The 25,957-nt window shown below is 60.8% G+C and carries 22 protein-coding genes; 6 read left to right on the top strand and 16 right to left on the bottom strand.

All coding sequences use genetic code 11. The annotated features are described in order from the left end of the window. Positions 1-43 precede the first annotated feature (43 nt). From WA225_RS20365 to WA225_RS20345, 5 genes are all read left to right on the top strand, one after another. The gene (locus WA225_RS20365) at positions 44-1,492 is read left to right on the top strand and encodes a sensor histidine kinase (protein ID WP_422609325.1); all 1,449 of its coding nucleotides are present in this window, start codon (positions 44-46) and stop codon (positions 1,490-1,492) included. 364 nt (positions 1,493-1,856) lie between these two features. Continuing rightward, positions 1,857-4,664: a multicopper oxidase domain-containing protein gene (locus WA225_RS20360; protein WP_422609324.1), complete on the top strand. Its 2,808-nt coding sequence runs from the start codon at positions 1,857-1,859 to the stop codon at positions 4,662-4,664. Further along, positions 4,661-5,764: an SCO family protein gene (locus tag WA225_RS20355; protein WP_422609323.1), complete on the top strand. Its 1,104-nt coding sequence runs from the start codon at positions 4,661-4,663 to the stop codon at positions 5,762-5,764. Before WA225_RS20360 ends, WA225_RS20355 begins: the two co-directional genes overlap by 4 nt. Positions 5,765-5,858: 94 nt before the next feature. Then, complete coding sequence (locus WA225_RS20350) at positions 5,859-7,352, top strand: sensor histidine kinase (RefSeq protein ID WP_422609322.1); 1,494 nt, start codon at positions 5,859-5,861, stop codon at positions 7,350-7,352. After that, entirely contained in the window at positions 7,321-8,751 is a 1,431-nt protein-coding gene (locus WA225_RS20345; RefSeq protein ID WP_141128649.1) for a sigma-54-dependent transcriptional regulator, read from the top strand. Before WA225_RS20350 ends, WA225_RS20345 begins: the two co-directional genes overlap by 32 nt. Positions 8,752-8,850: 99 nt before the next feature. Here the strand turns inward: WA225_RS20345 and WA225_RS20340 are convergent, their stop codons facing one another. From WA225_RS20340 to WA225_RS20330, 3 genes are read right to left on the bottom strand one after another with little or no spacing between them, the layout of a single operon-like run. Continuing rightward, entirely contained in the window at positions 8,851-9,198 is a 348-nt protein-coding gene (locus WA225_RS20340) for a hypothetical protein (protein ID WP_242208702.1), read from the bottom strand. A gap of 56 nt (positions 9,199-9,254) precedes the next feature. Continuing rightward, the gene (locus WA225_RS20335; RefSeq protein WP_422609321.1) at positions 9,255-9,563 is read right to left on the bottom strand and encodes an addiction module antidote protein; all 309 of its coding nucleotides are present in this window, start codon (positions 9,561-9,563) and stop codon (positions 9,255-9,257) included. A gap of 2 nt (positions 9,564-9,565) precedes the next feature. Further along, on the bottom strand, positions 9,566-9,859 hold the full coding sequence (locus tag WA225_RS20330; protein WP_422609320.1) for a type II toxin-antitoxin system RelE/ParE family toxin: 294 nt from the start codon (positions 9,857-9,859) through the stop codon (positions 9,566-9,568). A gap of 205 nt (positions 9,860-10,064) precedes the next feature. On the opposite strand from WA225_RS20330, the gene WA225_RS20325 reads away from it, so the two are divergent. Further along, a complete protein-coding gene (locus WA225_RS20325; RefSeq protein WP_422609319.1) occupies positions 10,065-10,862 on the top strand; it encodes a class I SAM-dependent methyltransferase in 798 nt (265 codons plus the stop codon). A gap of 135 nt (positions 10,863-10,997) precedes the next feature. On the opposite strand, the gene WA225_RS20320 is transcribed toward WA225_RS20325, so the two are convergent. The 13 genes from WA225_RS20320 to WA225_RS20260 form a co-directional block, all read right to left on the bottom strand. Further along, complete coding sequence (locus WA225_RS20320) at positions 10,998-11,690, bottom strand: GNAT family N-acetyltransferase (protein WP_422609318.1); 693 nt, start codon at positions 11,688-11,690, stop codon at positions 10,998-11,000. Positions 11,691-11,804: 114 nt separating this feature from the next. After that, positions 11,805-12,596 (bottom strand): ChbG/HpnK family deacetylase, encoded by a 792-nt coding sequence (locus WA225_RS20315; protein WP_422609317.1) that lies wholly within the window; start codon positions 12,594-12,596, stop codon positions 11,805-11,807. Then, positions 12,568-13,752, bottom strand: coding sequence for a GNAT family N-acetyltransferase (locus WA225_RS20310; protein WP_422609316.1), 1,185 nt, complete (start codon positions 13,750-13,752; stop codon positions 12,568-12,570). Before WA225_RS20310 ends, WA225_RS20315 begins: the two co-directional genes overlap by 29 nt. A gap of 4 nt (positions 13,753-13,756) precedes the next feature. Next, a complete protein-coding gene (locus tag WA225_RS20305) occupies positions 13,757-14,446 on the bottom strand; it encodes an N-acetyltransferase (RefSeq protein ID WP_422609331.1) in 690 nt (229 codons plus the stop codon). Positions 14,447-14,514: 68 nt separating this feature from the next. Continuing rightward, the gene (locus WA225_RS20300) at positions 14,515-16,434 is read right to left on the bottom strand and encodes a hypothetical protein (protein ID WP_422609315.1); all 1,920 of its coding nucleotides are present in this window, start codon (positions 16,432-16,434) and stop codon (positions 14,515-14,517) included. Continuing rightward, entirely contained in the window at positions 16,431-17,738 is a 1,308-nt protein-coding gene (locus WA225_RS20295; protein WP_116031413.1) for a lipopolysaccharide biosynthesis protein, read from the bottom strand. The genes WA225_RS20300 and WA225_RS20295 overlap by 4 nt, the downstream gene beginning before the upstream one ends. Next, the gene (locus WA225_RS20290; RefSeq protein WP_422609314.1) at positions 17,735-18,736 is read right to left on the bottom strand and encodes a polysaccharide deacetylase family protein; all 1,002 of its coding nucleotides are present in this window, start codon (positions 18,734-18,736) and stop codon (positions 17,735-17,737) included. Before WA225_RS20290 ends, WA225_RS20295 begins: the two co-directional genes overlap by 4 nt. Positions 18,737-18,749: 13 nt before the next feature. Continuing rightward, on the bottom strand, positions 18,750-19,886 hold the full coding sequence (locus WA225_RS20285; protein WP_422609313.1) for a glycosyltransferase: 1,137 nt from the start codon (positions 19,884-19,886) through the stop codon (positions 18,750-18,752). Further along, on the bottom strand, positions 19,879-20,847 hold the full coding sequence (locus WA225_RS20280; RefSeq protein WP_422609312.1) for a glycosyltransferase: 969 nt from the start codon (positions 20,845-20,847) through the stop codon (positions 19,879-19,881). The genes WA225_RS20285 and WA225_RS20280 overlap by 8 nt, the downstream gene beginning before the upstream one ends. Further along, positions 20,844-22,217, bottom strand: a complete 1,374-nt coding sequence (locus tag WA225_RS20275; protein WP_422609311.1) for an O-antigen ligase family protein — start codon at positions 22,215-22,217, stop codon at positions 20,844-20,846. The genes WA225_RS20280 and WA225_RS20275 overlap by 4 nt, the downstream gene beginning before the upstream one ends. Beyond that, the gene (locus tag WA225_RS20270; RefSeq protein WP_422609310.1) at positions 22,214-23,305 is read right to left on the bottom strand and encodes a glycosyltransferase family 4 protein; all 1,092 of its coding nucleotides are present in this window, start codon (positions 23,303-23,305) and stop codon (positions 22,214-22,216) included. The genes WA225_RS20275 and WA225_RS20270 overlap by 4 nt, the downstream gene beginning before the upstream one ends. After that, positions 23,302-24,894, bottom strand: coding sequence for a GumC family protein (locus WA225_RS20265; protein WP_422609309.1), 1,593 nt, complete (start codon positions 24,892-24,894; stop codon positions 23,302-23,304). The genes WA225_RS20270 and WA225_RS20265 overlap by 4 nt, the downstream gene beginning before the upstream one ends. Positions 24,895-24,910: 16 nt before the next feature. Next, a complete protein-coding gene (locus tag WA225_RS20260; RefSeq protein ID WP_422609308.1) occupies positions 24,911-25,936 on the bottom strand; it encodes a polysaccharide biosynthesis/export family protein in 1,026 nt (341 codons plus the stop codon). Between the last annotated feature and the right edge of the window lie 21 nt (positions 25,937-25,957).

The raw sequence follows: 25,957 nt of genomic DNA, 5'->3' as shown, positions 1-25,957 counted from the left end.
CGTGGGCTATAACCCTATAGGGACGTAAAGAGAAGTCGCCGCCATGAACATGCAGTCGAAATCGCTACCGGTCGAGGAGGGCAATCTACGGTTGGGCTCGCGCAAGCAGCCGTTCAACCTGCTGGGCTGGTTTTCGCTGATCAGCATGGCGGTGATCGGCACCGTGGCCGTGGCGCTCGGGGCGGTGTCGACGCGGTTCGTGATCGAAGAAAGCGTGCAACGCGATGCCTTGCTCACGGCGCAGTTCATCCAGGCCATTGCTGCGGCCGAAGTGCGCCACGTGTCCATTCCCAACATCCGCACCATGGGCGAATTGCTCGATCCACGCCAGGACAAGGATTTCCCCGATGTCGACCCGCAGGCCCGGGCCGGTGCGCGGGGTGAATTTCTCGATCACATCGAACACTTGCCGGACGTGATCCTCGCCAACATCTATGCGCCGGACCGCCAGGTGATCTGGTCGACCAACCCGGTGCTGATCGGTACCAGCATCCATGCCGATGAAGACCTCGATCGCGCCTTCGACGAAAAGATTCCGGTCTCCGCCAGCTACCACGACGTCGACAAGGCCCGCGAGGAACAGAAGTTCATTATCCCGCCGGATTACATCTTCATCGAAAACTACATCCCGCTGTTCGACGCCGAGGGCCAGAACGTCACGGCGATGGTCGAGATCTACAAGGAGCCCAAAGACCTGATCGCCCGCATGGAACGTGGGCTGACGCTGATCTGGCTGGCCACCGCGCTTGGCGGCGGGCTGATTTATCTGGGTTTGTACTGGATCGTGCGGCGCGCGGCGATTCTGCTCGCGGCCCAGCAAAAGCAACTGATTGCCAATGAAACCTTTGTCGCGTTGGGCGAGATGTCTTCCGCCGTGGCGCACAGTTTGCGCAATCCACTGGCGACCATCCGTTCCAGCGCCGAACTGGCGCTGGAGTTCGACGCCGGCCCGGCCGAGAAGAACATCAAGGACATCATCGGTCAGGTTGACCGCATGTCGAAATGGGTGCGCGAGCTGCTGCAGTCACTGCGTCCGCTCAACGATGAGCCGGAACCGGTGAACCTCGTCGCCGCGCTGCACGAGAGTCTTGTCGCCTTCGAGCAGCAGATTGCCAAGGCCGGCGTGCAGGTGGTGTTCCATCCACAAAATACGCCGATGGTGCTGAGCCAACCGGTGCAGTTGACGCAGATTCTCAACAGCCTGCTGGCCAATGCGCTGGAGGCGATGGACAAGGGCGGCACGCTGACCGTCAGCCTTGAGCCGAGTGATGAACGTGGTGTGTGCGTGGTACTCAGCGACACCGGTAAAGGCATGAATGAGGAACAACGCACCATGGCCTTCCGGCCGTTTTTCACCACCAAGTCTGGCGGCCTCGGTGTCGGCCTGGTGCTGGTCAAACGCATCATGGAGCGCTTTGGCGGCGGCGTGACCCTGGACAGCCGCGAAGGCGAGGGCACCACCGTGCGTCTGGCCTTCCAACGCGTCCCCTGATAAACACATTCCCCCTGTAGGAGCTGCCGAAGGCTGCGATCTTTTGATCTTGATCGTTCCCACGCTCTGCGTGGGAATGCCTCAAGGGACGCTCCGCGTTCCAATGGGACGCAGAGCGTCCCGGGCTGCATTCCCACGCAGAGCGTGGGAACGATCAACGGGGCCCGAGCCTTCGTCAGTTGGTACGCAAGTTTATAAACGCCGCAAAAATTTATGAACTTCCCCCATCAGTGGGTGTCAAGCCCCGGTCACCGGGGAGTGGGGAAGCCCACAGACCTTGCAAGTCCCTGTTACAACTGGAAATAATTTCTTGGCGCACTAGTTGCAAAACACCATCACCCCTTCCTTGATGAGGCGGCTGGTGATGGACAGAACAACGCGTAACCCAAGTAACACCTTTCTGCTGACGCCCCTGAGCGTCTTTCTGATGTTGACCCTCGGCACCATGGCCGGCGTTCGCGCCAGCCCGATCGATGACGAGCGACAGCCTGAAACCTCCGATCCGTCGGCGTACTACGACGAGCCGGCAGACGAACCGACGGCGCTCAACGCCATTCTGACCCTGCCCGAGGCCAACGAAGATTCCTTCGACTTGCCCGACGGCGTCAAAGGCAACCGCGCTGAAACGCGTATCGAAAACGTCCTGCCACCGTCCGTGCAGACCAGTTTCAACTACCCCACCAACGGCAAGCCGAGCCCGCTCTATGGCGCGCAGCCGTTCACCCAGCAGTTGACCCTGTTCGAAGAGTTTGGCCCGGAAAAACTCGACCCGACCACCCCGGCCGCGCCACTGCCATTTCCGCCGGCGGCGATTGGCCCGGCCCCCGCGCAGGACCCGAATAATGTCGCCCGCAGCGCACCACCCGGCACCGCCCTGGATGCATTCCTGCGACAACCGGGACTGACGCCATTCCCCAGCCAATTCTCTAACGTGGTCGACCGCAACCCGTGGCAGGCGCAGATCGAAGTGTTCCTCAACCGGCACATCGGCTCCTCCGCTGAAGGTCGGCCGCCAGGAAAAGGCTGGGCGCACCAGCGCTGGAACGAGTTCTACCCGCAAGTCGCCTACAAAACCGCGCAAACCGGTGCGCGCCTCAATGGTGGCTTGCGTGACAACGTGCAAATGCACCATTACGCCGTGGGCGAGTTCGGCCCCGGTGGCCTGTACCACAACGTCGCGGGTGTGCCGCTGACTGACGGTACTGCGAAAGGCGTCGATCCGCGTTTCCACCCGAACATGCCGGTGCAGAACCACAACGCGGTGTGGACCTTCGACGGCACGCTGCCGCCGAAACTGTTGATGGTGCGCTACGGCCAACCGGTGATGATGCGTCACTACAACGGCTTGCCGATCGACCCATCGGCCAACCGTGGTTTTGGCCTGCACACCATCAGCACCCATGAGCACAACGGTCACGCGCCGGCGGAAAGCGACGGCTATGCCAACGCATTTTTCTTCCCCGGCCAGTTCTACGACTATCGCTGGCCGATCCAGCTCGCCGGTTACGACAGCATCAACACCAAGGCCGAAGACCCGCGCGCGGCGTTCCCGTGCGCACCGGGCGAAACCCTGTGGGTCAACGATCTGGCCCCCGCGAAGAAGACCTGCGACAACGGCACCATCAAGATTCGTGGCGACTGGCGCGAAACCATGAGCACCCACTGGTTCCACGACCACATGCTCGATTTCACCGCGCAGAACGTCTACAAGGGCAACGCGGCGATGATGAACTACTACAGCGCCCTGGATCGCGGTAACGAGTCGGTGAACGACGGCGTCAACCTGCGCTTGCCCAGCGGCAGCGCCTTGCCGTGGGGCAACCGCGACTACGACGTCAACCTGGTGTTCGCCGACAAGGCCTGGGATCAGGAAGGTCAGTTGTGGTTCAACCCGTTCAACACCGACGGCTTCCTCGGTGACCAGGTCCTGGTCAACTGGCAGTGGAAACCGACGCTGGACGTGCGCGCACGCAGTTATCGCTTCCGCATCCTCAACGGCTCGGTGTCGCGCTACTTCAAACTGGCTTTAGTGCGCGAAATCAAAGGCAGCGGCGGCGAGTTCCAGGGGCCGAAAAATTCCGGCCTGACGTACAGCCGCGTGCCGTTCCACATGATCGCCAACGACGGCAACATCATGGAACACAGCGTGCCGTTCGACGGCTCGATGGATCTGGACGCCGATGGCGATAAACAGAACCACAACGCGATCCTGCCGACCCAGGGCATCGCCGAGCGCTTCGACATCATCGTCAACTTCTCGAAAAACGGCATCAAGCCTGGCGACAAGCTGTTCTTCGTCAACCTGCAGGCCCACGACGACGGCAAGGGACCCAAAGAAGTCATTCCATTGGGCGATATCCTGTCGGAGAAATACCTGGCGGTGATCAAGCAGACCAGCAAAGGCCCGCAGTGGGACAAGGGCGATCCAGCGGTGGGCAAGGTCTTGCAGCTCAACGTCAAAGCCTATACCGGTCAGGATCTGGCGATGAACCCGGCAGCCTACGAACCGGCGAAACCCGGCAAGGCTGAAGGGCTGGTGATGATTCCGCTGAAGCTCCATCGCGACAACGCCGCCGATAAAGCCGTGCTGGCCAAGGCCCGCCACCGCACCTTCACCTTCGGCCGTTCCGACGGCACCGATGAAGCGCCGTGGACGGTCAAGACCGATGGCGGTTTCGGCTTCCACATGGACCCGCGTCGGCTGAACGCCTCTACCCAGTTGTCCAGCGGCCCGACCGACGCCGGTGTTACTGGCTTCGGCACCCTGGAAGTGTGGAACATCAAGGCCGGCGGCAAGGGCTGGAGCCATCCGGTGCATGTGCACTTCGAGGAAGGCATCATCCTCAGTCGCGGCGGCAAGGCACCGCCAGAGTGGGAAAAATGGGCGCGCAAAGACGTCTATCGCATCGGCTCGGAAGCGGATGGCCTGGACAGCGTGGAAATGGCGATCAACTTCCGCGAGTTCGCCGGAACCTACATGGAGCACTGCCACAACACTCAGCATGAGGACAACTCGATGCTGCTGCGCTGGGACCTTGAGAAGCCCGGGCAACTGCAACTGATGCCAACCCCACTGCCAAGCTGGGACGGGGTGCGCTACGTCAACTCCGCCGCGCTGCCGACCTTCCGCAACGGTGACGGCATGGGCCCACAAGTGGTGGTCAAGCCATGAACCGCCGCCACGGTGACAGCCAACCCGTGCATACCCCGCGCTCCCGGGCGCTGGGCATGCACCTGGTGCTGATGCTGGTGGTCTGTGTGCTCGCCAGCCGCGTGCTGCTGGCACACCAGGCCAGCGTCGGTGAGCCGCCAGCGTCCAGTGAATCCGCCACCCCGTGGGGTGGCGACTATTTCCCCAATACCCTGCTGACCGATCAGGACGGTCGGCAGGTGCATTTCTTCGATGACCTGATCAAAGACAAAGTGGTGGTGATCAACTTCATCTTCACCTCGTGCAGCGACTCCTGCCCACTGGAAACCGCACGCTTGCGTCAGGTGCAGAAACTGCTCGGCGATCGGGTTGGGCAGGACATCTTCTTCTACTCGATCAGCATCGACCCGCTCAGCGACACCCCCGAAGTGCTCAAGGCCTATTCGCAGCGCTTCAAGGTCGGCCCCGGCTGGAAGTTTCTCACCGGCGAATTCGAGGACGTCACCGACCTGCGCAAGAAACTCGGGCTGTTCATCGAGGGCGTCGACAACGGCCGCAACAAGGATCACAACCTCAGCCTGATCGTCGGCAACCAGACCACCGGGCGCTGGATGAAAGCCTCGCCGTTCGAGAACCCGTGGATCCTCGCCGATCAACTGGCCAACACCTTGCAGAACTGGAAGCAGCCAAGCATCGAGGAAAGCTACGCCAACGCCCCGGACATTCGTCCGCCGAGCAATGGCGAAGAACTGTTCCGCACCCGCTGCGCCTCGTGCCATAGCCTCGGCCCGCAGGACGGTCAGGGCATCGGCATGCGCAGCATCGGCCCGGACCTGATCGGCGTGACCCGCAAACGTGACAACAAATGGCTCAATCGCTGGATCCGCGAACCGGATCGCCTGCTCGCGGAAAAAGACCCGATTGCCCTGCAACTGTACGAACAGTTCGAGCGAATTCCGATGCCTAACCTGCGCCTCGACGAGCAGTCCGCGCAGTCGATCATCGACTTCCTCAACGATGAAACCGAGCGTCAACACCCGTCCGCCAAAGCCTTGGCCGACGGCGCTTTGACGCCAGTAAAACCGGGCGATCCAGCCGCGACGGTGAGCCAGATGCGGTAGCGGCGAAATAGCATCATTGAACCGTGTGTCGCGGTCAGAGCCACCTACACTGATGGCTGTAACTGGCCCGATACAAAAACTCCAGGGCACTCCCATGCAGCGACTGGAAGCACAAAAAACATCTGCGCCGGACACGCCGGCGGCAATGGGCAAGAGCTGGCGCGAACAGTTCAATCTGCTGCGCTGGTTCTCGCTCGCGAGCTTTTTCATCATTGCCGCCGTGGCGGTGGGGCTGGGTTACATCTCGACGCGTTTCGTCGTCACCGAAAGCGTTGAGCGCGATGCGTTGCTGACCGCGCAATTTGTTCAGGCCATCGGCGCGGCGGAAATACGCCATGCCGGTATCACCCCGGCGCGAACCATGGGCGAAATGCTTGACCCGCGCCAGGACAACAACTTTCCCGATGTCGATCCGGGCGCCCATGCGGCGGCCCGCGCCGAGTTTCTCGACCACGTCGAGCACTTGCCGGACATTCTCCTGGCCACGGTGTATGCGCTGGATCGCACGGTGATCTGGTCGACTAACCCGGAACTGATCGGGGTCAAATTCGAGGATGACGACGAGCTCGACGAGTCGTTCGAGATGAAGGTGCCGGTGTCCTCCAGCTACCACAAAATCGACGATGAGAAACCCGAGCAGCAATTACTGCGCGAACCGAAATACCTGTTCATCGAGAACTACATTCCGATGTTCAACGCCGACGAAAGCAAAGTCATCGCCATGGTCGAGATCTACAAGGAACCCTCGGATCTGGTCGACCGCATCGATCGTGGATTTGCCTCGATCTGGGCGGCGACGTTTTTTGGTGGCGCGGCGATCTTCCTCGCCTTGTTCTGGATCGTCCGCCGCGCGGCAAAACTGCTGCAAAGCCAACAGCAACAACTGATAAGCAACGAAACTTTTGTCGCCCTCGGCGAGATGTCCTCGGCGGTCGCGCACAGCCTGCGCAATCCCTTGGCAACCATTCGCTCCAGCGCCGAACTGGCCCAGGAAGTGGCCAGCCCCGGCGCACAGCGCAACATCGGCGACATCATCAGCCAGGTCGATCGGATGTCGCGCTGGGTCCGCGAATTGCTCGTTTCGCTACGGCCGATGAATGACGACGGTGAGGCGGTCGATCTGGTCATGGCGGTCGAGGACACCCTTGGCGCGTTCGACGCGTTGATCAAACGCAGTAACGTCGAAGTGCGCTTCACCGCACAAAACTGCGCGCCGGTCGTCAGTCAAAAGGTGCTGCTCACGCAAATCCTCAATAGCCTGTTTGCCAATGCCCTGGAAGCCATGCCCAAGGGCGGTGTGCTCAGCGTCGAATTCGAATCGCCGCAGCCCGACAGCGTGCGCCTGACCGTGAGCGATACCGGCAAGGGCATGAGCGCGCAGCAGCAACTGTTGGTGTTCAAACCGTTTTTCACCACCAAACAGGGCGGCCTCGGGGTTGGCCTGGCGTTGGTCAAACGAATCATGGAGCGTTTTCAGGGCTCGGTCGTCTTGACCAGCAAAGAGCAGGAAGGAACCCGCGTCAGTCTCAACTTCAAAGTGGCATCGGGAGGGGAATATGGAACACAGCATTCTGCTGGTCGAGGATGACGAACTGCTGGCCGAAAATATTCAGACCTACCTGGAGCGCAAGGACTTCGAGGTGACGGTCTGCCATTCGGCTGAAGACGCGCTGGAGCAATTGGGCAGCTTCATGCCTGACATCGTGCTGACCGACAACTCGCTGCCGGGCATGAGTGGCCACGACCTGATCCAGAAGCTGCGCATCAGCGCGCCGGATCTGAAAGTGATCATGATGACCGGCTACGGCAACGTCGAAGACGCCGTGGTGGCGATGAAGGAGGGCGCCTTTCATTACGTGACCAAACCGGTCGCGCTGCAGGAACTCAAACTGCTGCTCGACAAGGCGCTGGCCACCGAACGGATGGAGCGCACGCTGTCGTTCTATCAGGAACGCGAGGCGCAGAAATCCGGGGTGCAGGCGCTGATCGGCGATTCGGCACCGATGCAGTACCTGAAAAATACCATCGGTCAGTTGCTCGACGCCGAGCGGCGCATGGCCAACACCGATCTGCCACCGGTTCTTGTGGAAGGCGAGACCGGCACCGGCAAAGAGTTGGTGGCCCGGGCGTTGCACTTCGACGGCCCGCGCAGCAAGGGGCCGTTCATTGAATTCAACTGCGCATCGATCCCGTCGAATCTGGTCGAGTCGGAGCTGTTCGGTCATGAGAAAGGCGCGTTCACTGACGCCAAGGATCGCCGGGTCGGACTGGTGGAAGCGGCGGATGGCGGCACGCTGTTTCTCGATGAAATTGGCGAGATGGATTTGCTGTTGCAGGCGAAGATTTTGAAGTTGCTGGAGGATCGCACCATTCGCCGGGTTGGTTCGGTGAAGGAGCGCAAGGTCAATCTGCGGGTGATCAGCGCGACCAATTGCAACCTGGAGCAGATGGTGCAGCAGGGCAAATTCCGTCGTGATCTGTTTTTCCGCTTGCGGATCATTTCGATCAAAGTGCCGCGGTTGTATGCGCGTGGCGAGGATATTTTGCTGTTGGCGCGGCACTTCCTCGCCAGTCACGGCAAGCGCTATGGCAAACCGAATCTGCATTTCAGCCAGCAGGCCGAAGAGCTGCTGCTCAGTTACACCTGGCCGGGCAATGTGCGCGAACTGCGCAACATGCTTGAGCAGACTGTGTTGCTGGCGCCGAGCGACACCATCGCCGCGCATCAGCTCAACGTGTGCATGAGCCTGGTCGACGAGCCGCCGCTGCATATTCATGAAGCACCGATGCACTACGAACCGCGTCCGGCGAGCAACACTGAATCGATGAACCTGCCGGAAGTCGAGCGCGACATGGTGCGCAAGATGCTCGACAAGACCGACTGGAACGTCACCAAATCCGCGCGCCTGCTCGGCCTGAGCCGCGACATGCTGCGCTACCGCATCGAAAAACTCGGCCTGGCCCGGCCGGATAAACGCCAGTGGTAAAAATGCAGATGTCCACGTCGATACACCCCCCCCTGTGGGAGCGAGCAAGCTCGCTCCCACAGGGTTTTGTGGTGTCTGGTTAATACTTGGTCGTCAGAATCAATGCTGCTGCCGACTCAAACACTCCAGCAAACAACCCGGATCCAGCACCTCGTCATTCACATAAATCCCGCGCTCGGCATCGTACGTGCGGATAAACACCCGTACCGTCGCATCCGCAACGGTTGGCAATTGCGAATCGTAGAACTCGTGATCACCCGGGATCACCAGAAAATCCTGTGGCGCGGTATCGTCGTAAGGCTTGGGCGGCGTGGAACTCAGTGAATACGGGGCAGGGTGGGCGAAGGGCTGGTTGGGCCCGTAATAATTGAAATTGCTGTCCAGCGCTTGCGCCTGAGTGGCAGCAAGCAGACAGCCAGTCAACAACAGCCGAGCGAGCATATGCATGGCGGCACCTGCGAGTGCGGTTTTCCCCAAGGCTATTAACTATAGCTGCCCTGCATTCAAGCAACCGGGTGATTGATCACGTGCCCCGGTTGTACACAAAGATCAATGCCAAGGGCATGGATGACTTTCAAAACCGTGTCGAAACGCGGTTTTGCACCCGGTGCGAACGCCTTGTAAAGACTCTCGCGACCCATGCCTGACGTTTTGGCTATCTGCGTCATTCCACGCGCCTTGAGCACATAGCCGATTGCACGAAGAAACTCTTCGTTATCCCCGTCTGCGAGTACCTGAGACAGGTATTCGCTGATGGCTTCGTCACTGTCCAGCAGTGCTGCCATGTCGAAATTTGTCAAAGTCTGGCTCATGGTTAAACCTCCTTAGCCATTTTTTGTGCGCGTCGGATGTCTGCGCTCTGTGAGGACTTATCGCCTCCAGCCAATAGAACGATGATTGCACCGTTACGCACCGTGAAATAAACCCGAAAGCCCGCACCCACATCTACGCGCATTTCCGATACGCCATCACCCACCGATTTAACATCGCCGAGATTTCCTGTTGAGGCCCGATCAATGCGACGTGCGATGGCTACTTTTGCCCGCAGGTCTCGAACAGAACGGTGCCAAGCCTGGAAGGCTGCTGTTTGTTGAATAAGATAATCCATTGCTTGACTGTATCCAAGTGGATACTTCTGCGCAGTCAGCCAAGTCGTCCATCAAGCCTTGAAATATCGTTGATATTTGTAGGCAATAACTTCCTCATTTGTAGGAGCTGCCACGAGGGTTGGCTTACAAGTTTGCAACAACCGCAATTACCGGGCTGATCTAGACTCGGATCCGCTCAATCACGAGCATCGTCCGGAGTGCGCCATGGAAGTGCCCAACAATAAAACCGCCATCGAGAGCAATCGACAGGCGTGGAACGATTCCGCCCGCCATCATCAGGAGTCGCCTGACTGGCAGGCGTTGCTCGGCGAGGTCGCGCAGGCGGATTTCTCTTGCCTTGATGAGACGTTGAGCGGGTTGCTGGAGGTCGACGGCAAAGAGGTGATTCAACTGGGCTGCAACAATGGCCGGGAGAGTCTGTCGCTGTTTGCGCTCGGTGCCAGAAGCGTGGTCGGTGTCGACCAGTCGGCGGCGTTTCTTGAGCAGGCCCGCGAGCTGAACAAGCGTTCACCGCACAACGCCGAGTTCATCGAAAGCGATATCCATCATTTGCCAGCGTCCTTGCACAATCGCTTCGATGTGGCGCTGATCACCATTGGTGTTTTGAACTGGATGCCGGACATCGGCGAGTTTTTCCGCCACGTCGCCTCGACCCTGAAACCGGGCGGCAAACTGGTGATCTACGAAACCCACCCGTTTCTGGAAATGGTCGATCCCGACGCTGAAGATCCGTACCGGCTCGCCAGTTCGTACTTTCGTGCCGAGCCGTTTGTGCAGGAAGAGCCGATTGTCTATGTCGGCAAGGTTGAGCAGCAGGCGGCGAAGTCGTACTGGTTTGTGCATAACCTTGGCGCCATCTTCAGCGCTGCCATTGCGGCGGGGCTGAACATTGCGCACTTCAAGGAATATGCGCATTCGAACCGGGAAGAGGTGTATGACCAGTATTTGAATCGAGAGGCGCAGATGCCGATGTGTTTTACCTTGGTCGCCAGCAAGGTCTGAATGTTCATTGCCTTACTGGCCCCTTCGCGAGCAAGCTCGCTCCCACGTTGAATGTGTGCATGACGCAGATCCAGTGTGGGAGCGAGCTTGCTCGCGAAGGCGGCCTCATGACCGCCACAACCTTTCAGAGTTGAATCAAGCCTGCGCCGCCGCACTCACCACCGGCCGCCCCGGTTTGCGCAGCGGTTCCAGTCGTGAACCCTCATACCGCGTTTCGCGGAAAAACTTCCAGCGACCGAACAGGCAGTAAACGTGCATCACTCGGCCCTGCTCGTGGTAACCCATGCGCAGATGCAGCTTCAGCGCCGGAATATTGTGAGTCTCGCAAACATCCACCACCTTGTCGCAACCCTGCGCCGCCATTGCCTCCCACAGCGCCACCTGCACGTCCACCGACAGGCTGCTGCCGAAATACGCGCGGGTCATCTCGCCGCCAAACTCAAAGAATTCACCGGGTTTGACCGGGAAGGTGCAGCCGTAATAGTGCCGGTCGTGATAGTCACGAATGCTGCCCCAGATAAATGCAACGGCGTGGTCATCCTTATCGAGGTACATGTGCCCGGTGTGACCCTCGGCCGCCAGCTCCGCCATGGTCTCGACACGATCACCAAAATGCTTGGTAAACGCGATGGCATTTTCCGGCGTGATATCGACTTTGCGCAGCCCGTCGTAGGGACGCAATTTGTGCGGCGGCACCGGGCTGACCAGGTCGCGCTCCATCCACAAGAGTTCCCAATGGAAGAACACGTAGCGTTTCCACAACGTGCCAAACGTGCGGCCGAGGCCTTTTTGCCGGATGCGTTCTTGTAGTTTTTCGATGACGCTCATGATGCCCTCCGTGGCCGTAGCCCGGGTGTTGTGGATGGTGCTTTTGAGGGTATAGATCACCCTTGCCAATTCATTTCAAAGTGCCATCTTGGAAAGTATTGCAAGGTATGTAACTCAATCGAGTGCTGTAGCACCGCGTAGAAATTCCTTGTTCAGATCGGTGTAGGAAACCCGTGGAATACCCGCCAGCCGCAGCTCTAAAACGCGGCTCAGGGATTGCTCGGGGTTGAGATAGGCATCACCAAAATCAGCGCCGAGTTGCGTAGGGTGCGCGACGACTTCCAGCACGCCGTCGGTCGGCGCGCTGTCGTTGCGCAAGTCGATTGGCGTGCACACATAATCAGCGGTGATACCGGCCAAGCTCTGCAAACGCCAGTTGAGCAAACCCTTGAACACGCGCTTGGGCAAATTGAGGTTTTGCCCCAGGTTGCGCGCCAGCCGAATCGGCACCCCTTGATGCGCGGCAAACCGCGCGACGATCTCGCCGATCGGCCAGATGTTGTGCACGTGCTGATGCGAATCGATGTGGCTGGGACGTACACCGTGATCGACGCAACGCTGCCACTGCGCCTGCAACTCTTCGCGCACCGCGTCACGATCCTCGCGGCCCAGCCAGAAGCTGTGGCGTGGCAGGCTGAGGTCGAACACGCCGAAGTCATCGCAGAAGGTGCGCCGGGCCACAATTGCCTGACTCAGCGGGCGTCCGTAAGTCAGGTTGAAATGCAGCCCGACCCGGCCCTGCAAGGTCGGATGCCGCGCCATGGCACACGCGGCTTCAAACGCCGGCATGTTGGCCATGGCGGTGGCAGAACTGATGACCCCGGCCTGAAACGCGGCGAAGATCACTGCGTTTTCGTTCGGGCTGAGGCCGAAATCGTCAGCGTTGACTATGACTTGGCGAGGCATGTTCGCCCTCCGTGGTGATCGCGACAGGTTTCAGTGCAGGTTTGGCTGGTTCCGCACGGCGTGCCCGCCACGTTTGTACGTGCGGTTTGAGCCGATGCCACAGACGCAAACCCAGGCCAAGAACCAGGCCACTCGGCCGCCAGGAATAAAAACTCCAGCGCCAGTGCTCCAGTTGTCCGGTCATGCGCTCGTGCAGTTGATGGCTGGAGTTTTCCAGGCTGACCCGCGAGGCATCGATCCAGCGCCAATGTTCGTCCAGCCCCCAGCGAATCCATTCCTCCAGCAACACCCGGCCGCTGCCCAGATCGGCGTATTGCGGCAGGAAGGCGAGGTTGTAATCGTAGAGCCGACCCTGCTCCAGCAGGCCGAGGCGATAGCTGATGCAACGGCCGTTCAGTTCCAGTGTCACCACCCGCACCAAACCTTGGCCGGCGAGGGCAATAAAGGCGCGCTCGATCAACTGGCGGCTGCGCTCGCTGGCAAAAATCCCCACGCCTTCGTCACCTTTCCAGCTCACCGCTTCGACTTCGCTGATGGTTTGCAGCAATGGGCCCATGCTCAGCGCATCGGGAATGATTCGCCGCACCTCGGCCCCGCATGCGGCAATCCGTTTGCGCGCCCGGCGCAGCTTGTAACGCGGGTCGCCGGAGACTTCCTGAAGATCGGCCTCAGTGATCAGGTGCACCGGCACCCGACAACTCAGGCGTCGCTCACCGGTGGAGCTGCGCGCCATCCACTCGGTCAGCGCACTCTCCTCACCGGCAGGTTCGGACAATTCATTGAGTTGCAGCAGTGCGTGGGGCAGCCGTTGGCGAATCACGTTCAGCGCCTGACGCATGTCTTCGCTGCCAAGCAAAGACAGCAGCGCCAAGCGATCGGCCAGCGGATAACCCAAGTGATGCAGCACGCGAAACGGCACGCCGGCAAAGCGCTCGCGACTCGCCACCAGTGGCAGGCACAGACGCAATTCGTCCGCTTCCCACCCCAGCAGAATGTGCAAACGCTCATCCGCGCCAAGGGCCTGCTCGGCCGCGCACAACCAACCGAGGTGGTTGAACGGCGTGTGATCCGTCACCCGCAGGCGCAGCGCTTCATACGCTGCTTCCGGGAAATCGGCAGCGCACATTGATGTGCGCCATTCGAATCGCATCACCATAGGCTCAGGCCGCCGTGGCTGTTACGGGTGGACGGGACGGTTTGCGCAGCGCATCCAGACGCGAGCCGCTGTAGCGACTTTCGCGGTAGAAGCGCCAGCGACCGAACAGGGTGTAGACATTCATGATGCGGTTTTGCTCGGTATAGCCCATGCGCAGGTGCAGCTTGAGCGCGGGGATGTTGTGGAACTCGCAGACGTCGACAACCTTGTCGCAACCTTGCGCGGCCATGGCTTTCCACAGCTCCAGTTGCAGATCCACCGACAACTCGCTGCCCCAGTAGGCGCGGGTCAGTTCACCACCGAATTCGAAGAACTCGCCGGGTTTCACCGGAAACATGCAGCCGTAGTAATGGCGGTCGAAATAGTCCCGCGAACTGCCCCAGATAAACGCCACGGCATCACCCTGATCGTCCAGGTGCATGTGCCCGGTGTGACCCTCGTTGGCCAGTTCGGCCATGGTGCCGACGCGGTCGCCGAAGTAACGGGCGAAGGCGCTGGCGTTGTCTGGCGTAATTTTCACCACCCGCAACGGCGGGTACGGTTTGAGGCTGTGCGGCGGCACCGGGCTGACCAGATCGCGCTCCATCCACAGCAGTTCCTGATGGGAAAAGATGTAGTGTTTCCACGCTTTCTTGACGGTGGCAGTGAGTCCTTTCTGCCGCAGATTTTCAGTCAGTTTGCTCAACATGTTCATGGTCTTGGCTCCTGATGACGAGGCATCGCGCGGCCAGAAACCCGCGCGGCTGAACATCAACGGACGGTTCATGAAGCGTTCCAGCCGAGGGCGAACAGGGTTTGCCCCGGCAACTCGAAACGCACACGCCCGTCCTGGCAGGTAAATGGCGCGTCGCGACTGCGATTGTCAGCGCCGAAGTAGCGCAGGGCGCCGTTGTTCAGCGGGCACTTGGCGCCGCTCAAATCGACCCGTTGCAGGCGCGTGCCTTTGTTGACGCCGAGCAAACCACGCTGATCGTCGCCGGCCATCGCCAGCACATCGACTTCAAAAGAATCGTTCTCCAGCCACAACACCCGATGCAGCCAGTGCTGGGCAATGAACTGCTGGGCCAGACCGACCGGTTTCAGCTCGAAACGATCGCCGCCCAAGACCCGCAACATGCCCTTGGGATACTGCGGCTCATCGGCGGCCTGGAACCAGTTGAGCATGCTCAACAAGCCGTCCTGCGAAGCGTTGATCACCACCGACGCCCACCACAGAGCAGCGTAGTGGGTGTCCTGATCGTAGGGGCTAAGGCTGGAGCCGCTGGACATGTTGGTCTGGTCGAGCAGCAAGGCTTTGCGCGGCTGACCCTGGCTGTCGAGGCCAACCAGTTCGGCGGCGCGGCGCACGCTGTCGCGATAAACACGCGTGGCGAGCAAATCGCGGATCATCCATTCGTGCCACGCCAGCGCGTCGACCTGATCAGCGGATTCGCTGAGCAAACGCCGCGCCCAATCAATCCCGCGCTTGTCTGCCGCGTTGTTGGCGAAAGGCCCGTTGACCAGCCGCGAACTGGCCGGCATGGCGATGCGCACGCCAGCCTTGGCATTCGCCGGATCGCTGCGCACCTGCCGCGCCATGCTGGCGAAAATCGCTTGATACTGCGCGTAGCTCGAATAGTTGAGGTTCGGCTCATCGGCAAAACCGATGTAGTGCGTGCCTTTGCCGCCCAGCGTACGCGTGCTGGTCAGCCACGCATCGAGGCCGCTGTTGCTTTGCACATCGGCGCGCAGATCGGCCTGACGCTGACTGCCGGCCAATAGCGTGATGTCCTGCCTGATGCCGAAGCGCTCCTGATACACCCGGCGGAACGCATCTTCGAACTGCGGATTCTTCGCCGTCACATCGACAAAGCTGTAGTAACTCGCCGCCGTCGGTTTCAGCGCATCCAGCGCGGCATGACTGGCCGGTGGCGGCATCACGTAGGGCAGGGCGATGCCCAGATCCGGCGTGCGCCCAAGGAGTTTGTCGTGCAGGGTCAAACGAGTTTGCCCAGCGTCTTCACGCAACGGTTTGAGTTGCTGCGCAGTCTGCGCAAACAGATTGGCCGTGCCATCGAGCCAGAACGCCGCTTTGCCGCTGCCCTGCAAACGCAGGCGCCAGACCTGTTCGCGTTCGCTGACCGGCAGGGCGACCTGATCGAACTGCCAATAGGCGCGATAGGGTTTCAGCGCCAAGGTCAGTTGTTGATCATCGCCGACGCGCTGCGCCTGCAAGCCGCTGACGCCACCATGAAACTTGCCCGCCAGCACTGCGTGTTCACCCGGTGCGACTTTGAAATACAACTCGTCGCCATTGTGCGTGTCGGCGCTGAAATGCACTTTCGCCGGGGCGAACAACGCGACCGTGCGCTCGTCGTGTTCGACGCGGTAATTACGAAAGCTGTAGCCGGGAATCTCCAGCCGATAACTCGCCGCCCCGGGCAGCAATGGCCAGCTCTGAGTGCCCCGTACTTCGCTGGCCTTGATGAACCGATCAGCCGCCAGTTTGCCCTGACCATCGAGCAGATACAGATGCTCTTCATTGGCCTCGGCCTGCCACGCCGGGGTCCAGCGCACCGTTACCGTGTCCGGGCGATCCGCTTGCAGGTACAGGCTGCCGTCACGGATCTCGCCCCAACGCATCGACGCGGCAACGGCGTCCAGCGACAGGCCGAGACCGAGCAGCAGGGCCAGGCCTTTCATGCGGTTTTCCGCCGTTGCAGCATCAGCCACATCGGCGTGACGTCGCGAGGGAGAATGATCAACGTTTGCCAGAACGGCACGCCGCTCAAACGGCAGTACAACACCAGCATCGCCACGGTGACGGCCAGATAGGCAATCGACGAAGCGGCCGCTGCACCGACGATGCCGTAAGCCGGAATCATCACCAGGTTCAAAGCCAGATTAAGCAGAGCGCCCAAACCCATCAGCAACGACACAGTGCCGGGACGATTCTTGCCCAGCAGATCCAGACGCAGAATGCTCGCGTAGCACAGGCCCAGCAGCCCCGGCAGCAAGGCGAGCAGCGCTGGATATGCAGGTTGGTACGCTGCACCGAACAAGGTGACGATCAGCCACTCGCCAATCACCGCCATGGTCAGACAGGCGCCGAGCATCACCGTCGCGGTCAGGCGCAGCGCCAGCGGGGTAACCTTGTCCATGCCTTCATCCTGTTGCAGCAGGCGTTTCATCAGCGGTGTGGTCACCGCTTCCGGGACGATCAGCAGCAGTTCGGCGGCCGCGCTGGCCATGGCGTAATGACCGAGGGCGGTGCTGCCGAGCAGGGCGCCAATGAACAGATAATCCGAGCGCAGAATCACTTGCTGGAACAGCAGATCGGGATGGCTGCGCGCGCTGTAGCGCAGCAGTTCTTTCTGGCTGGCGCGGTCCCATTGCAGTTGCAACGGTTGCGCGCGTTTGAGCCAGACCCAACCGACCAGCACCACCAGACTGATGCCGGCCAGCCAACTGATCAGCGCCGCTTCGAGGGCGGCGCTTTTCCACATCCAGAACAGCGCAAGAAACAGCAACAGCGGCGCCAGCGACTCGACCAGACGCAAGGCATTGAACGCGACCACGCCACCGGAGGCGTTGTGCAACGTCAGCAAGCCGCTTTTCAGTACCGTCAGCGGCACCGCCAGCAACAACAGCCAGGCGAGCAAGCCGAGTTGTACCGTCACATCCAGCTCAGTGCCGAACTCACGCACCAGCGCCACCACCAGCAAGGTTAACAGCGCCGCCAGCAAACAGCCGAACACCAACACCTGACTGAGCAACAACCCCATCGGCCGCTGCTTGGCTGCCTGATAACCGACCGCCGAATTCAGCCCGCCACTGGTGGCGGCGCTGATCAGGTCCGGCAGCGTGCTGAGCAAGGCAAACAAGCCACGTTCACTTGGTCCGAGAATCCGCGCCAGCAGCACATTGCGCAGCAAACGCAGGGCGATCATCGCCAGTTTGGTGCCCATGCTCAGCGCCAGATGCTTGAGGTAGTTGCCTCGGCTCATGGCCGCGCCCCGCGAAAAATCCGCCACGACAGCAATTCCGGATTGCGTGCGGTGCGCTGGCTGACGCCGAAGCGCGGCAGGTTCAGCGGGTCGCCTTCGCCACGATAAATGCCGGTGCCGGTGCCCAGCGCAAACGGAAAGTCGTGATTGGCAATCTGCGCGCGCACGCGTTCATCGTTGTCGCCATTGGGGTAGCAATACACCGGCAGCGGCCGGTTGCAGCCGTTGTGCAGGGCATCGCGGCTGCGGCTGATTTCTTCGCTCAGGCGCACATCGTCGAGGCCGGTGAGAATCGCGTGACTGGCGCCGTGCGGGCCGAAACGCACCAGCCCGGAAGCCTCCAGCGCGCGCACCTGATGCCAGTCCAGCGCCTGCGGTTGCGACTCTTGCGGGCATTCATCGGTCAGCCGTTCCAGCTCCTGCGGATCAATCGACTTCAGACTTTGCAGGTAATGCAGGAGCGCCAGGCTGCGACGGTCGACGTCGATGTCATCGAGCAGCACCGGCAACGGGTGATGCAGCGTGTGCAGGCATTCGATCAAATGCATCCGCGCCTTGTCGCCGTGGCTGCCCCACAGGGTTTCGCCGAGGCTTTCCCACCAGAAGCGCTGACGGCTGCCGATGAAATCGGTGGAGAGGAAAATGCTCGCCGGCACCTGATGTTTTTGCAGCAGCGGGAAGGCGTTGACCGCGTTGTCGCGCCAGCCATCATCGAAGGTCAGTGCCACCCGTGGGCGCTCGGTGCGCAGCGAATTGGGCTGAAGGATTTCCATCAGCGGCACGCAATCGAAATGCTTGCGCAGCCACACCAGCAGATGCTCGAAGGCTTTCGGCCCGACGCACAGTTCGTTGCGATGCGGCAGGTCGGCGGCGCGGTCGTTGGCCAGCACCCGGTGCAGCATCAGAATCACCCCGGCGCCCTGCAACTGGTTGCGGCCCACGGAAGAGTTGAGATAGAGCCAGCCACTGGTGCGTTTGAGTAATTGTTTGATCGCCATGGCTTCGGTCCTCTTAACGGTTCTGTTCAGGATTCCACTGGGCATACCGCTGACCGCGCAGGAACTGCCACAGACCGAGACTCATCCCGGCGAGGGTGACCAGCAGAAACGCGGCGAGGCGGAAGGGCTTGGGCAAGCGGTGTTGCGAATCCAGCAGGCCGGCAATCGCGATGGCGTAGCCGAACAGTTGTGCGATCAGGGCCAGGCGATAGAAACCGTGGTCGTCCCACAGCCAGAAGTTGCTCAGCAACAGCGGCAACAACAGGATCGGCGCCAGGCGGCGGATCAGTTTGTGGCTGATCAGGGCAATCGAGTACAGACCATATTTCAGCGGATTGAGCAGCTCGCGGCGCTGCGCGAGGCTTTGCAAACCACCGACGGTGACGCGCTGACGGCGGCGGAATTGCTTGTCCGCCTCATCGACGCCGTGGTCGATCACCTGCGCCTCAGGCACATAGACGATGCGTTTGTGCGCGACCGGTGCGCAGGTGCTGATAAAGAAATCGTCGTTGACCTCGGCCGGCACGTTCTGGAACAACTCGCGGCGCAAGGCGAGCAGGGCGCCGTCGGCGGAGACCATGCAGCCGGTGCGGTTCTCGACCCGGCGCAACCAGCCTTCGTAATGCCGATAGAGGCTGTCGCCGACGCTCAAGCCAGCGCCAGTCACGGGGATGACCATGTGCCCGGCACAACCACCGACGTTGGGATCATTCAACGGCGCCAGCAGGTAACCGAGGGTCTCGCGCGACCATTGGTTGTCGGCGTCGGTGAACACCAGAATGTCGCCGGTACTCAAGGCGACGCCGGCATTCAGCGTTGCGGCTTTGCCCTGGCGCGGCAGGTCGAGCACGGTGATACGCGGGTCAACGACTTTGTGCGCGCAGGCCACGGTGTCGTCGGTCGAACCGTCACTGGCGAGAATGATCTGCAGCGAGGCCGGCTGATAATCCTGGGCCAGCAACGTACGCAACTTGTGTTCGATGTGCCGTGCCTCGTTGTGCGCGGCAATCACGATGCTGACGTTCAATGGCGGTGCCGGTGTGTGACGCCAGGCCGGGAACAGCGGCGCCAGAATCGTCAGCAGCAGCGGGTAGCCAATATAGGCGTAGACCGGCAGCAACAGGCACATCCAGAAAATGAATTCAGCCACGGGCAGGCCTCCTGGCGTTCCAATGACACAGACTCAGTATGAACGCGGCGCCGGCCAGGTGCAGACGCACCCAGTGCAGGCCCCACAGTTGCAGGGTCAAGCCGATGTCCCGATGTTTGGCACTTTGGCGCAGGCTGAGGACGAGCCCCGGTATCAATGTCAGCGTGACCATGACGATCGCGTGATGGGGAAAGCCATCGAGCAGCGCCGAGATCGCCAGAAAGTCCAGCAACCACACCAACAGCGACAGCATCGGGAAACGCAGCAAACGCAGGCTGAAACCGTGGGTGCGCAGCAGTTGCAGATGGCTGCCCTGACGCCACAACTCCTTGCCCATCCACTCGCGCCAGTTCATTTCGTAACCCCAGTGCAGGGCGATGTTATCGTTGATCGACAGCAGCCGCGCGCCCTGTTCATGCAGGCGCAGGGTGAATTCCTTGTCCTCGCCGGTGCGCAGGCTCTCGTTGAAACCACCGACCTTGTCGAACCAGCGCCGACGCATCAGCAGGTTGGCACTGGGCAGCCAGTCAACAACGTGGGACGCCTGCGACGACACGCGTGTGGTGCGGCGTTGCCAGGCGGTGGCGTACCACGGCGCTTCGGCGGGGGTGTGCAGATCAAGGCCGAAGACATCGGCCTGACCGCTCGCCTCAATGTCGAACAGCGGCTTGAGCCAGTTCTCCGGCATTTCAATGTCGGCATCGATGAACGCCAGCCATTCACCGGTGGCGATGGCTGTGCCGCGATTGCGCAGGGCGCCGATCAGCAATCCCGGCAATATCAGCACCTGCGCGCCGAACTGGCGGGCAATGTGCGGGCCCTGATCGGAGGAGCCATTATCGACCACGATCAGCTCACACTCGACATTGGCCGCATGCGCGGCTTTCTGCGCAGCGAGCAAGGTGCGGCCAATGTGCCGCGCCTCATTGAACATCGGAATAACGATGCTGATCCGGCTCATGCTGTGGCCTCCGTGGTCCGTGGTGCCTGCTCGGCTTTCAGGCGCAGGACGCTGGTCAGCGCGAGCATGATCCACACGTACTTCTGGTTCGGCGCGCTGAGAAACATCAGGAACAGCGTCAGCGACAGAAAACTCACACCGAGGTGGGTCATCAGATCTGTCTGATACGAATTGCCGCGCAACATCCACGCCGCCCGTGCGCGAATCAGGTTGTACAGACCGAGGCCGAGCATGCCGACGAACAACAACCCGGCAGGCACGCCCAGCTCACTGAAGATTTCCAGATAGGTGTTGTGCGCCCGGCGATACAGGTCGCCGATCTTGCGGTTGGCCGAGAATGCCTTGGCGTAACCGGTGGTCGCGTAATGCAGCGGGAAGGTGCCGGGGCCGGAGCCGAGCAGCGGGTTCTCGCGGATCATCTGACTGCCGACGACGATGTACGAGGCGCGGCGGCCGAGGGATTCGTCGTTGTGACCCTTGGCGCCGGCGCTCAACACACTCAGCGACTGAATGCGCGCGAGATACCCGGCGGGCATTGCGTAAATCGCCAATGGAATCACGATGGCCGCGCCGAGCATGGCGAAACCCAGATGCCGTGGCCGAATACGGGTCAGTTGCGTGCGGTAGTGCCAGCAGCCGATCAGCAGGCTCAAGGCCAATACCACCAGACCCGAGCGCGATTCGGTTTTGGTCATGCCGCCCAACAGCAGCAGGCAGCAACCGCCCCAGAACAAGCGGTGCAGCAGGTTCGGGCTGCGGATCACCAGCAACAGCCCCATCGGCACAGCAAAAGCGATCAGCAGGGCGAACGCGTTGGGGTCTTCGAGCAAACCCGCTGCACGGCCCTGATCCTGGAACTTGGTCGAGAACATCGCCATCGCGCAGGTAGTGCTGACGGCGAGGGTGACCAGACGGGCAAACAGATCAAGGTTCAGCTCGCGGCCGATCAGCAGGGTGATGACAAACAGGATCAGCCCGACACTCAACTCGCGAAGGTGCCCGAGCGACATGCCCAGGTCATCGGTGTTGAGCAGGCTCAGGAAGTACAGCACCATGAACCAGATCAAGTAGCGCCAGATATTGCTGCGCAGGCGCTCCGACGGAATCTGGTGCAGCGCCAGTTGCAGCATCAGGATCACCGCCAGCGAAGCACCGATGAGCTTGCTGCCGGAGAACGACGTGTCCTTGAAAAAGCCCTCGAACGGCACCAGTGCGGCAATGCCGAGCAGGCCCCAGGTCGGCTTGCGGTACAACACCGCAAAACCCACCAGGCCCAGCACCGCCCCCGGCGCCAGAAACGGATAAGGGCTGGCCAGCAAACCGATGCAGACCAGGCCGAGCAAACTGACGATCGAGAGCGGGAAAATCATGCGCGTGTCTCCCGTGCCGTGCGGATGTACAGCTGCGACCAGCGTTCGGCCAGGGCCTTGAGGTCGTAGCGATCCTGTTGCGTGCGTTTTGCGTTGTCGCGCAGTTGCCGGGCCAGTTTCGGCTCGCTCAGCAACGTGTCGAGCTGGCGGGCGAGGGCGGCGCTGTCGGTGGGCGTGGCAAGTAAACCGTTGTGCCGATGTTCGAGCACATCGGGAATCCCGCCGACCGCGAAGGCCACCACCGGCACCCCGGCCTGCATGGCTTCGAGCAAAATCATCGGTGTGCCTTCGGTGCGCGAGCTGATCACCAGCGCATCGAGTTGTTGCCACCACGGTTGCATGGCGATCTGGTAACCCGGCAAACGAATCCGTTGCTGCAAACCGGCGCTGTCGATTCGCGCCTGCAACGCCTCGCATTCCGGGCCATCGCCGAGCATCACCGCATCCAGTTGCGGATGCTGATGACACAGCGGGATCAGGGCATCGAGAAACAGATCCGGGCCTTTCTCACTGCTCAAGCGACCGACGTAACCGGCCAGCCAACGTTGCCGATCGGCGTCCGGCACCATCGCGGCAGCGGCCGGCAGACCATTGGGAATTACCTGCAATTTTTCTGCTCGCACGCTGGCCTGACGGTGCAGCGTGGCGATGCTTTCCGCGACGCAGACGACGCGATCCACCGACGCCGTGCGGCACAGTTGCAGGCTCAGCCAGGTGTAGAACTTCTGCTTGCGGCTGCGCGGCGTAAAACCGTGCTGAGTGATGACCAGCGGCAGGCGCAACAGCGTCGCCCCGACCCAACCGAACAACAGCCCTTTGAAATTGTGCGTATTGATCAGCGGCTTTTCACCGCGACGCTGACGCAAGTGCCGCAGCAAATCCCCCAGCCCGGCACAGCCGCGACAATCCACCCCGGCCTCACGAAAGCGCGCGATCAGTTCTGGCGGCGCGTCGAGGAACAGCACCTGATGCTGTCCCGGCGTCGCCAGACAATGATCCAGCAACATCCGCTCGGCCCCATAGAAGCCGCCGCTGCTGAGCAAATGAATGATCGGCAGCGCGGCAGTCGGGGAGGATGCGCTGCTCAATTGCGCACCCAGTGCAGGAAGCTTGGCACTGTCCAGTTCTTGTGCGGATTGCTCGGCAGCGCGTTCTGGTCGTTGATCACCAACAGCACCGGTACGCCCAGTTCGTGGCTGATTTGCGCCGGGTGTTTGAAGCGGTGATCGAAGAACTCACGCACGTAGACCAGAGCAATCGCCAGCAACAACCCGGTGAACAAACCGAACGGAATGATCAGGCCCGGTTTCGGGAACGCCGCTTCGGTCGGTTCGAACGGCGGGCTGAGCACCCGGGCGTTGGACAGATCGTCGTTGAGCGCGCCGGTGGTGCTGCTTTCGGCGAAACGCTGGGCGTAGGTCGAGAACGCGGCGTGCAGTGCGTCGATTTCGGTGTCCATCTGCCGCAGCTTGCTTTGCGTTTGCTGCAACTCGTGGATGCGGTTCTTGAACTCGGCGATACGCGCGGTTTTCTGCTCGATCACTTGCTTGACCACCGCCAGATCGGCGGTGCGTTCCTGGATGCGGTTGCTCACCACTTTGAGGAACTGGCCACGGGTGCGGGCAATCTGCTCGCGGGTCAACAGCATCGGTTCGCTGCCAGGCTGGAACACCGCCAGGTCATTCATGTAGCGGCTGACCTGGGTGGTCAGTTGCTCGCCCATCTGTTTGATTTCCCGATCTTCGAACGCCACGTTGTCGACAGTGGTGGTGAAGGTGTAGGGGAAGGTGTAGTCATTGAGCTTGTTATTGCTCGCGGCGGCCAGTGCGGTTTTCAGGTATTCGAGCCAGCGCTGGCTCTGCAACAGGCGATCCTGATACAGGTTCAGGGCTTGCTCTTCGGTGTTGATGGCGTTGAGGCGGAAGGTGATTTCTTCCTTCGGATCCGACGAGCCGACACTTTCCAGCAAGGCTTGACGATTGCCTTCCAGGCCATCGAGACGCACTTGATACAGGTGTTTTTTGCTCTCGTAGAAGGACTGCGGCAAGTCGATCGACTGCAAGGCCTGACGGCTGAACAGATAGTTCTGCAGCAGCGCCGAGACAAACGTCGTGCCCTGATGCGGATCGGGGAAGCTGTAGACGATCGAGATCACGTTGGAGCCGGGCAGGGTCTCGATTTTCAGGCTGTCGATGGCTTGTTGGGTCAGCGCGTCGAGCGCGGTGTCGCGCACCGGATCGGTCTCGAGCCCGAGCAGATTGCGCAGCGGGTTGATCACGTACTGGCGCAGCGGTGAAGTGACGTAACGCTTGAACGGCTCGGCCACCAGTTTGCTGAAGATGCCCGGCGAAGGTGTGTATTCACCCTTGTCGCGCAGTTCGCTGATGGTCTGGCGGATCAACGCCGGCGAACGGAGGATATTGCTCTCGGTTTCCATGTCCGCCAGCGATGGCGGAATGAAGGTGGCGTTGTCCACCGTGAGCGACGTGGTGGCGTCACCCTGAGAGAGTTTTTTCGACTGCACGATGACCTGCGCGGTGATATCGAAGCTCTGTTTGAGCACCAGCGGCAAGAGCAGGGCGATGACTGCAAAGATCAGGAAGACCCGTTTCACCAGTTGCTTGTTGGCGAAGAAGATCCTGAAGAACTCATGCAGGTAGTTTTCCTTTGGATTCATGTCGGTCACCTGAGAGTCAGTTGTTGTTGCTGTCTTTGTTGTCGACGCGGTAGCCGAAGCTGAACCCGACGCCCTGGAACAGCACCACGTCAGCCAGTTGCCGGGCGAGTTCGCCGGCGCTGGCCAGTTTGGTTTTCGGCACGTAGAGCATGTCGTCCGGTTGCAGATACGCGATCTGCGAAGCATCGCCGGACAGCGCTTTCTCGACGTCGTAACGCACCGCCTGCACCTGATTGCCGTTGCGGCGCATGATCACTACCGAATCCAGACGTGCCTTGACGTTGGTGCCACGGGCCAGGGTCAGCGCTTCCAGTACCGAGACCGGCCGGCGTATCGGGTAGGAGCCCGGCTGGCCGACTTCGCCGAGCACGTAGATCTCGTTGCCGGCGGTGGATTTCAGCAGCACATCGACGGTCATCCGGCCCGGCAGTTGCGCGTACTTCTTGTTGAGGAAGGTTTCCAGTTGATTGACGGTCATGCCTTGCAGCGGCACGGCGCCGATTTCCGGGAAACTCGCGTAGCCGTCAGTGCCGACGGTGATTTCGCGGCTCATGCCGGTGGCCGGGTGATTCAGCGCGCTTTTCAGGTTTTGCTCATTGGTCAGCGGGCTGATGATCTGCACGGTCAACTGATTGCGGTTGGGCTGGAACAGTTGCTTGCGCTGATAGGCGCGCTGGATTTCCTCGCGCGCCTGATCGCTGGTCAGCCCGGCGATTTTCACTGAAGTATTGGCGCCCGGCAGTTCGATGGTGCCGTCGGGCAGCACCAGCTGGTTGCCGTTGAGTTGGCTGGCAGCGGTGAAGTTCAGGCCGATCTGGTCACCCGACTGCACGCGGTACGCGTCCGAGCCGCTGGTGCTGATATGGAAGATCACATCGAGCACATCCTGCGGACGCAGGGTCTGCTCGATCTTCGGCATATCGGTTGCCTGAGCGTTGGCCGGGCTGGCGGTGAGAATATTCACCGGCATGTTCTGGGTTTCGGAGGTGCTGGAGCAACCTGCAAGCGGCAGCATCAGCAGCACAAGAATCTTGGCGTTCATGGCGTCATCCTTCGCGTTCGC

This window comes from Pseudomonas sp., from assembly GCF_049300855.1.
Taxonomy (GTDB): domain Bacteria; phylum Pseudomonadota; class Gammaproteobacteria; order Pseudomonadales; family Pseudomonadaceae; genus Aquipseudomonas.
The sequence above is the reverse complement of the archived record's forward strand: the minus strand, read 5'-3'. Positions and strand labels throughout refer to the sequence as shown.